This is a genomic window from Streptomyces sp. NPDC006265, from assembly GCF_040613555.1.
Classification (GTDB): domain Bacteria; phylum Actinomycetota; class Actinomycetes; order Streptomycetales; family Streptomycetaceae; genus Streptomyces.
On record NZ_JBEXSH010000272.1, the window covers coordinates 926 to 10,013 of the forward strand.

Consider the following 9,088-nt stretch of genomic DNA (forward strand, 5'->3'; position numbering starts at 1 on the left):
ACCCCGGCACCGACCGGAACGGTACAGCCGACGGACCAGCAACCGACCACGACCCCGGCACCGACCGGAACGGTACAGCCGACGGACCAGCAACCGACCACGACCCCGGCACCGACCGGAACGGTACAGCCGACGGACCAGCAACCGGCCAGGGCAGCCGGCCCGACCAGAAGGGCGCAGCCGGCCGGCACAGCCCGACCAGGACACACCACACGGCCCCCGGTCCGCGAGACGCCGCGGCCGCCGCGGCCCGCGCCGCCCGGCCCCCCTTCCTCTCCGTCACGATCCGTACCGCGTGCGATGCCGTCACGGCCACCGCCCTGTATCTGCGCTGGCTCGGCTACCGGGGCGTCCGCAGGGCGGACCAGCAGCCGCCCTGCGGCATCGGTCTCGCCGCCCGCGGTGTCGTCGCCCAGGTGGACCCGACCGTGCGCCCGGCGACCCTGCGGGACGTGGAGTGCCTGTGGCTGACGGCCATGACGGAGTCCGCGGACTGTCTCTACTTCTCCCTCGTCGGGTACGCCGACGACGCCCGGGTCCGCGCCGACGCGCTCGGAGTCCCGCTGTTCGTCCTGGACCTCACCGGCACCCCGAGGCCGGTGAACGTCCCGGCCGAGACGCTGGCCGCCACCGGCGCCGGACAGCGGACACCCTGACCCCGGGCTCACGGCCCCGCATACTCACCGCATGCGTATCCGCCTCGTCACCCGAGCCGAACTCCCGGCCCTGCAGGACATCGAACGGGCCGCCGGAGCCCCCTTCCGCGCCCTCGGCATGCCGGAGATCGCGGACGACGAACCGCCCGCGCTCGACGTACTGGAGCGCTACCGCCGGGCGGACCGCTGCTGGGTCGCGGTGGACGAGCGGGACCTGCCGGCCGCCTACCTCCTCGCCGAACCCATGGACGGCGCCCTGCACATCGAGCAGGTCTCGGTCCACTCGCGCGCCGCACGCCGGGGCGTGGGCCGCGCCCTTCTCGCCCACGCCGCCGAACGCGCCCGCGATGAGGGCCTGACGGCCCTGACGCTGACCACCTTCACGGACGTCCCGTGGAACGCCCCCTACTACGCGCGCCTCGGCTTCCGGCCCCTCCCCGAGGCGGACCTCACGCCCGGCCTCCGCGAGATCCGCAGGGGGGAGGCCGCACACGGCCTGGACCGCTGGCCGCGGGTGTGCATGCGCACACCGCTGTGACCGTCACGGCCGCGCACCTCAGCCGTCCGCGAACCTCTCCCGCAGCTCCACCTTGCGCACCTTCCCGGACACCGTCATCGGGAAGGAGTCGAGGATCCGCACCCGGCTCGGGACCTTGTAGTGCGCCAACCGCCCCTCGCAGAAGGCCCGTACCTCCTCCAGCGTCGGCGGGTCGGCCGGGTCGCGGGCGATGACGCAGGCCAGGACCTCCTCGCCGTAGCGCTCGTGCGGGACGCCGACGACCTGGACGTCCTGGATCTTCGGATGGCTGTAGAGGAACTCCTCGATCTCGCGGGGGTAGATGTTCTCCCCGCCCCGGATGATCATGTCCTTGATGCGGCCGACGATCTCGACGTAGCCGTCCTCGCGCATCACGGCGAGGTCGCCCGTGTGCATCCAGCGGCCGGCGTCGATGGCCTCGGCGGTCTTCTCCGGCTCGTTCCAGTAGCCGAGCATCACGCTGTAGCCGCGGGTGCACAACTCCCCTGCCGCGCCCCGCGGTCGGGTGACTCCCGTCGCCGGGTCGACGACCTTGACCTCGATGTGCGGCAGGACCCGGCCCACCGTGCCGGTGCGGTGCTCCAGGTCGTCGTCCCTCCGGGTCTGGAGGGACACCGGGGACGTCTCGGTCATGCCGTAGCAGATGGAGACCTCCGCCATGTGCATCTCGGCGACCACCCGCTTCATCACCTCCACCGGGCAGGGCGAGCCCGCCATGATGCCGGTGCGCAGGGAGGAGAGGTCGTAGGAGGCGAAGTCGGGGAGGTTCAGCTCCGCGATGAACATGGTCGGGACGCCGTAGAGCGAGGTGCAGCGCTCCTGCTGGACCGCGTCCAGGGTCGCCTTCGGGTCGAACGACGGGGCGGGGATGACCATGCAGGCACCGTGCGAGGTGGCGGCCAGATTCCCCATGACCATGCCGAAACAGTGATAGAAGGGGACAGGAATGCAGATTCTGTCCCGCTCGGTGTAGGCGATCGACTCACCCACGAAATAACCGTTGTTGAGGATGTTGTGGTGGGAGAGGGTCGCACCCTTCGGGAAGCCCGTCGTGCCCGATGTGTACTGGATGTTGATCGGGTCGTCACAGGAGAGTTCCTCGTACGCCGCGCCGGGGGCCGCCCGGCCGAGCAGCGCCTCCCAGCTCGGGTCGCCGAAGTAGACCACCTCCCGCAACTCGGTGCAGCTGACCCGCAGTTGCTCGACCATCGCCCGGTAGTCGCTCGTCTTGTGGCTGAGGGAGGCGAACAGCAGGGACACGCCCGCCTGCTTCAGGACGTACTCCACCTCGTGGGTGCGGTACGCCGGGTTGATGTTCACCATGATCGCGCCGATGCGGGCGGTGGCGTACTGGACGAGCACCCACTCGGGGCAGTTGACCGCCCAGATGCCCACCCGGTCCCCCTTGACGACGCCCGAGGAGTGCAGGGCGGAGGCGAGTTCGTCGACCGCCGCACCGAACTCGGCGTACGTCCAGCGCCGTCCGGACGGCACGTCGACCAGTGCCTCACGGTCCGGCCACATGGCGACGGCCCGGTCCAGGTTGGCCCCGATCGTGTCGCCGAGCAGCGCCGTCGCGCCGGTGCCGTGGCTGTAGGAGTTCACCGGAAGTCCTCCTCGCGGTACTCGGCGTCCGACCCGGCCGCCGTGGCCTCACGCAGCTCGATCCGGCGGATCTTGCCGGAGACGGTCTTGGGCAGCTCGCCGAACTCCAGACGGCGGATGCGCTTGTAGGGGGCCAGGGCCTCACGGGAGTGCTCGAACAGCACCTTGGCGGTGTCGGGGCCGGGCTCCCAGCCCTCGGCCAGCACGACGTACGCCTTGGGGACGGCGAGCCGCAGTTCGTCCGGGGCGGGCACGACCGCCGCCTCGGCGACCGCCTCGTGCTCCAGCAGCGCGCTCTCCAGCTCGAACGGGCTGATCTTGTAGTCGGAGGCCTTGAAGACGTCGTCGCTGCGCCCGATGTACGTCAGGTACCCCTCGTCGTCCCTGGAGGCGACGTCGCCCGTGCGGTAGTAGCCGCCTGCCATGGCCTCCGTCGTGCGGTCCGCGTCGCCGTGGTAGCCGGTCATCAGGCCGACGGGCCGGTCCGACAGGTCGAGCGCGATCTCGCCCTCCGTGGCGCCCGGCGCGCCGGAGACGGGGTCGAGGAGTTCGACGCGGTAGCCGGGGCTCGGCCGGCCCATCGACCCGGTCTTGAGCGGCTGGCCGGGACTGTTGGCGACCTGGACGGCCGTCTCGGTCTGGCCGAAGCCGTCCCGGATGGTGATGTCCCAGGCGCGGCGGACCTGCTCGATGACCTCCGGGTTGAGCGGTTCCCCGGCCGCGACGACCTCGCGGGGCGGGGTGCGCAGCTGCGTCAGGTCGGCCTGGATGAGCATGCGCCACACGGTCGGCGGGGCGCAGAAGGTGGTGACACCCGCCCGGTCCATCTCCGTCATGAGACGAGCGGCGTCGAAACGCGTGTAGTTGTGCAGGAAGACCGTCGCCTCTGCGTTCCACGGGGCGAAGAGATTGGACCAGGCGTGCTTGGCCCAGCCGGGTGAGGAGATGTTCAGATGCACGTCGCCGGGTTTCAGGCCGATCCAGTACATGGTCGACAGGTGGCCGATCGGGTACGACGTGTGGGTGTGCTCGACGAGCTTGGGCCGGGCGGTGGTGCCCGAGGTGAAGTAGAGCATCAGCGGGTCGTCGGCCCGGGTCGGGCTCTCGGGGGTGAAGTCGGAGGAGGCCTCGTAGGCGTCGTCCAGCGGCAGCCAGCCGTCCGGCACGGCTCCGGCGGCGTCCGCGGCGATGCGTGTGTAGTCGCCGGGGACGTCGGTGAACTTGGCGGTGTCCTCCGGGCGCGCGATGACGTGCCGGACCCGGCCGCGCTCGACGCGGTCCCGCAGATCGGCGGGGCCGAGCAGCGGGGTGGCCGGGATGACCACCGCGCGCAGTTTCATCGCGGCGAGGGCGGTGATCCACAGCTCCGCCTGGTTGCCGAGCATGACGAGGATGCGGTCCTCGGCGCGCACGCCCCGGTCGCGCAGCCAGGTGGCGAACTGCGCCGAACGTACCGACATCTCCCCGAAGGACAGCCGGGTCTCGCGGCCGTCCTCCTCGACCAGGTGCAGGGCGGTGCGGGCGTTGCCGTGGGCGATCACGTCGAACCAGTCGAGCGCCCAGTTGAAGTACTCGGGGCGGGGCCAGCGGAAGCCCGCGTAGGCCGTCGGGTAGTCGTCGCGGTGTTCCAGCAGGAAATCCCGCGCCTCGCGGAACATGTCCGTCGCCGATGTCATCTGTCCTCCTGGGTACCGGACCATTGCCGGGCGGCTCTGAGCCATCGTGTAATCCGTGATGCAGGTCTCACTACCCCCGAACGGGGGGTGCGCCCGCACAGGAGCCACAGCGAAGGGGCGATCAGGTGACGACGGACGCGTCCGACGCGGTCGAGATACGGAACGCGCTGCTGCGCCTGCGGCGGGGCACCGGCCTTCCGATCGTCTTCGGCGGCCTGACGGAGGCCGGGCAGCGGATACGCATCAGCGAACTGAGCGGCACGGCGACGCACGCCCTGCGTTCACTGGTGGTGACGTCCGGCACCGGTCTCGGCGGCAAGACGGTGGCGCTGTCCCGGCCGTGCGTGGTGACGGACTACTCGGCGTCGCGGCAGATCAGCCACGAGTACGACGCCCCGGTGGCCGTGGAGGGGCTGCGCTCGGTGCTGGCCGTGCCGGTGGTGGTGCGCTACCGGGTGCACGGGGTGCTGTACGGGGCGCTGCGTACGTCCCTGCCGCTGGGCGGGCGGATGCTGGACGTGGCGGTGGAGGCGGCCCGGGGCCTGGAGCGGGCGCTGGTGGTCCGGGACGAGGCCCGCACGCTCGCCGCCGAAGCCGCGGCCGGTGCCGGGGCGGGCCCGGGGTGGGAGCAGGTACGGGAGGCACACACGGCTTTGCGGGCGCTGGCGCCGCGGATCGCGGACCCGGAGCTGCGCGCGGAGCTGCTGGGCGCGTGTGCGCTGCTGACGGCCGAGTCCGCCGGGCCACCCCGGGTCCACCTCGCGCCGCGCGAGGTGGACGTGCTGGCGTGTGTGGCGGCGGGGGCGACGAACGCGGTCGCCGCGGAGCGCCTGGGCGTGACGCCGGAGACCGTCAAGGGGTACCTGCGGTCGGCCATGCGGAAGCTGCGGGCGCGCACCCGTGGCGAGGCCGTGGTCGCCGCGCGCCGGGCGGGGTGGTTGCCGTAGTTTTGTGGTGTTTCTCGTTGCGCCCGCTCCTTCGATCCGCCGAGGTTCCCAACGGGGTGCCGGCCTCGGGTTCCGCCACATTCGGGAGCCCGATGAAATTCGTCCGCCGGCACTCGTTGTTATTTCCCTCACGACCCCGTCCCTCCGAAATTCAAAGAACTGTTGCCTAATATTGGCCAGGACACGACACAGGGAGGGGAGCGGTGACCGTGCGACGGGACTTCCAGGAGCCTCCCAGGAGCCGCCCCGACCTGGTCATCGGCCGGGAGGACCTGTTCACGTCGGCGCGTGAGCAGCTCGGCCGAGGGGGCAGTGTGCTGCTCCACGGCCCCGCCGGAATTGGAAAGTCGACGGTGCTGCGGGCGCTGGCCGCGGATTACGGGGGCACGGACCGGACGGTGTTGCGCTGCTCGGCGACCGAGTCCGAATCACACCTGCCCTTCCTCGCGCTGGCCGACCTGTTCGGTCTGGTCCTCGACGACGTGTCCGGTGCACTGCCCGGCGCCCAGCGCACCGCCCTGGAGTCGGCGCTCACCGGCCGCGGCGAGTCCACGCTCCAGCGGGACGGGCTCGCCCTGCGTTTGGCGGTGCTGTCGGCGCTGCGTGTCCTCGCCGCGAAGGGCCCGGTGCTGGTGGTCGCCGACGACCTCCAGTGGCTGGATGCCGCTAGTGCGGAACTGCTCGGCTTCGCGGCCCGCCGGCTGGGTGACACGCCCGTGCAGATGCTGTGCGCGGTGCGGACCGAGGGCCAGGAGTACGACCGCCACCTGCCGGCGTCCCCGCCCGACACGCTCGCCGTCCGGCTGGGTCCGCTGACCCGTACGCAGGTCTCGGCCCTGCTCGACCACCGCGGCTACACGCCCCTGTCCCGCTCCACGGTCCGCGACATCCACCGCACCAGCGGCGGCAACCCGCTCTTCGCGCTGGAGCTGGGCCGGGCCCTGGCCGAGAGCCCGGCCCGGCCCCGGCCGGGCGAGCCGCTGCCCGTGCCCACCTCGCTGCGGGCCCTGGTGCTGAGCCGGCTGGAGATGCTGTCCGACGAGGCGCGCCGCACCCTCCTCGTCGCCAGCGCCGGCGCCCGTCCCACCCTGGCGCTGCTGCACGCGGCCGGGCGGGAGCACGCCGAGGCCGAGACGGCCCAGGCGGCGTCGCTGGGCCTGCTGGCCACGGACCCCGAGGCGCCGGCCCTGCCTGTTGCTGTTGCTGCTGATCCTGCTGCGGCTCCGGAGGCTTGCGCATGTTCTGCTGGTTCTGCGCAGCAGCGCGCGTGGCCGCGGCCAGTTTGGCGCGCAGGTCCTCGTTCTCCCGGAGCAGGCGGGTCAGTTCGGCTTCGACCTCATCGAGGAAGGCATCGACCTCGTCCTCGTCATAGCCTTCTCGGAGGCGGACGGTCGTGAACTGCTTGTTCCGCACGTCCTCGGGGGTCAACGGCATCTCTTCACCTCAACGTAGTCGTCGGCATTCGGCAAGACGGTAGGTCACATCGCTCATCACAGCCGACTCACGATCGAGATCAGGATGTAGACGATGATCATCAGTACGAAGAAGGACAGGTCTAGCGCCACGCCCCCGAGACGCAGCGGCGGAATGACCCGCCGCAGAAGCTTGAGCGGTGGATCAGTGACAGTGTAGGTGGCCTCCAGAACGACCACCATCGCCTTGCCGGGTTGCCATGAGCGGGCGAACTGGAAGACATAGTCCATGACCAACCGGAAGATGAGCACGATGAGGAAGCACATCAGCGCGATGTAGACGACATCCAAAACCACGCTCATGACCTCTTACTTCCCTCTCCCCTTGCCCTGCTCGGTACTGCTGTTCCGGTGGTGCGTCTCAGCTCTGGTTGAAGAACCCGCCCTCTGCGATGCGGGCCTTGTCCTCCGCCGTGACATCGACGTTAGCAGGCGACAACAGGAACACCTTCTGCGTCACCCGCTCGATACTGCCGTGAAGACCAAACACCAAACCGGCCGCAAAGTCGACAAGTCGCTTCGCGTCTGTGTCATCCATCTCAGTCAGATTCATGATCACCGGAGTGCCTTCACGGAAGTGTTCCCCGATGGTACGGGCCTCGTTGTAGGTCCGTGGGTGAAGCGTGGTGATCCGATAAGGCTCTCGTTCCGACACGACCTTGGGCATGATCACCGGTGCGTTCTTCTCCAGGCTTGCGCGTTCTTGTGTGATGGATGCCACGGGCGCGATGCGCGCCGGGCGGTTGGATTCAGCGGGGAGCGAAGCGGAGCGGGCGGCCGGTTCGCGAGGCGCGGGCGGCTGTACGACTCGTACCTCTTCGTCCCTTTGGGGCTGATGTGAGACGTGGGGCTGGTGGGACGGCTCGCGCCGTCGATGGTCCCGCTCGGGCTCCGGGTCCAGTTCGGGTTCGAAGTCGTCGTCGGGGTCGAATCCGCGGCCGTCGTACCCATCGTCCTCCACGAGGCCGAGGTAGACCGCCATCTTGCGCATCGCGCCGGCCATGCTCTGAGTCCTCCGCTCTGTGGTGGATCGGCTGACGACTGCCAAGTGCCCGCGATCCACGAGGTCCTTGAATCCGCCTATCGGCGGCAATGACCATATTTTCTGCTGTGGTCCGACTTCTTGGCGACGTTACCCGAGCCCGGGGCGGACTCCGAGTACCGCGCTGCCGACGCGCACATGTGTCGCTCCGGCCGTCACGGCCTGTTCGAGGTCCGTACTCATCCCTGCCGAGACCATGGTGGCAGCCGGATGACCCCGGCGCAGGTCGGTCGACAAATCCATCAACCGCTCGAAGGCCTCCAGCTCGCGTCCCGCGTACTCCCCGGTCAGCGGTGCGACGGTCATCAGTCCGTCGAGCCGGAGCCCCGGGGCCTCGGCCACGAGACCGGCCAACTCCCCGATCCCACCGGGCCCGACACCTCCCCGCTCACCCCGGCCGCTCACCCCGGCGTCGAGCGCGACCTGGAGCAGACACCCCAGTTCACGCCCGGCCCGGACGGCCTCCTTCGACAGAGCCGTGACGAGCTTGGAACGATCGACGGACTGCACGAAATCCGCGTAACCGACCACCGAGCGCACCTTGTTGGTCTGGAGTTGACCTACGAAGTGCCAGGTGAGGGGCAGATCCGAGCAGGCCTCGGCCTTGGGGGCCGCGTCCTGGTCGCGGTTCTCGGCGACGTGCCGCACGCCGAGTTCCGCGAGGATCCGCACATCGCTCGCGGGGTAGGTCTTGGTGACCACGATGAGGGTCACCTCGTCGCGTGCCCGCCCCGCGGCCGCGCACGCGTCGGCGATGCGCCGCTCCACCTTCGCCAGATTTGCGGCGATTTCGTCCTTACGGTCCGTCATGCCCTATCAGTCCAGCCACACATAACCCGCGAGCCGACCGGTGGTGCGGTCGCGGCGGTACGAGAAGTGATCGCGTGACTCCAGCGTGCACACCGGCGACTGCTCCCGGTCGCGCACCCCGAGCCGTTCCAGCTGGGCGTGCACTCCTGCGCCCACGTCGACCGCCGGTGTTCCCCAACTCGTCTCGGCGTATGCCGCCGGCTCGACGGCACAGACCTCGGCGCGCATCGCCTCGGGCACTTCGTAGCACCGGCCGCAGACGGTGGGCCCGGTGCGGGCGACGATCCGGGAGGGGGCGGCGCCCAGTTCCGTCATCGCGCGCAGCGCGGCCGGGACGACTCC

8 protein-coding genes and 3 pseudogenes are annotated in these 9,088 nt (G+C 70.3%); 4 read left to right on the forward strand and 7 right to left on the reverse strand.

The features are described 5' to 3' along the window. Together ABZ281_RS22075 and ABZ281_RS22080 are read left to right on the forward strand one after the other, a co-directional pair. Positions 1–656: pseudogene (locus tag ABZ281_RS22075) on the forward strand (hypothetical protein); the annotation flags it as partial. A 31-nt stretch (positions 657–687) separates the two neighbouring features. Continuing rightward, positions 688–1,194, forward strand: coding sequence for a GNAT family N-acetyltransferase (locus ABZ281_RS22080; RefSeq protein WP_356657899.1), 507 nt, complete (start codon positions 688–690; stop codon positions 1,192–1,194). An 18-nt stretch (positions 1,195–1,212) separates the two neighbouring features. Here the strand turns inward: ABZ281_RS22080 and ABZ281_RS22085 are convergent, their stop codons facing one another. Then, positions 1,213–2,799, reverse strand: a complete 1,587-nt coding sequence (locus ABZ281_RS22085; RefSeq protein ID WP_356657901.1) for an AMP-binding protein — start codon at positions 2,797–2,799, stop codon at positions 1,213–1,215. Further along, positions 2,796–4,475: an AMP-binding protein gene (locus ABZ281_RS22090; protein WP_356657903.1), complete on the reverse strand. Its 1,680-nt coding sequence runs from the start codon at positions 4,473–4,475 to the stop codon at positions 2,796–2,798. Before ABZ281_RS22090 ends, ABZ281_RS22085 begins: the two co-directional genes overlap by 4 nt. A gap of 125 nt (positions 4,476–4,600) precedes the next feature. Here ABZ281_RS22090 and ABZ281_RS22095 point away from each other — a divergent pair, with 125 nt between their 5' ends. Then, positions 4,601–5,422, forward strand: a complete 822-nt coding sequence (locus ABZ281_RS22095; RefSeq protein ID WP_356657905.1) for a LuxR C-terminal-related transcriptional regulator — start codon at positions 4,601–4,603, stop codon at positions 5,420–5,422. A gap of 203 nt (positions 5,423–5,625) precedes the next feature. Then, positions 5,626–6,612 (forward strand): annotated as a pseudogene (locus ABZ281_RS22100) (AAA family ATPase); the annotation flags it as partial. A 4-nt stretch (positions 6,613–6,616) separates the two neighbouring features. Here the strand turns inward: ABZ281_RS22100 and ABZ281_RS22105 are convergent. The 5 genes and pseudogenes from ABZ281_RS22105 to ABZ281_RS22125 form a co-directional block, all read right to left on the reverse strand. Beyond that, a pseudogene (locus tag ABZ281_RS22105) lies at positions 6,617–6,856 on the reverse strand (DivIVA domain-containing protein); the annotation flags it as partial. Positions 6,857–6,912: 56 nt separating this feature from the next. After that, on the reverse strand, positions 6,913–7,197 hold the full coding sequence (locus tag ABZ281_RS22110) for a YggT family protein (protein WP_030248691.1): 285 nt from the start codon (positions 7,195–7,197) through the stop codon (positions 6,913–6,915). 58 nt (positions 7,198–7,255) lie between these two features. Continuing rightward, the gene (gene sepF, locus ABZ281_RS22115; protein ID WP_298556081.1) at positions 7,256–7,897 is read right to left on the reverse strand and encodes a cell division protein SepF; all 642 of its coding nucleotides are present in this window, start codon (positions 7,895–7,897) and stop codon (positions 7,256–7,258) included. 129 nt (positions 7,898–8,026) lie between these two features. After that, on the reverse strand, positions 8,027–8,746 hold the full coding sequence (locus tag ABZ281_RS22120; protein WP_356657908.1) for a YggS family pyridoxal phosphate-dependent enzyme: 720 nt from the start codon (positions 8,744–8,746) through the stop codon (positions 8,027–8,029). 6 nt (positions 8,747–8,752) lie between these two features. After that, positions 8,753–9,088 (reverse strand): laccase domain-containing protein (locus tag ABZ281_RS22125; protein WP_356657910.1); only part of this gene is annotated, 336 nt, incomplete at its 5' end.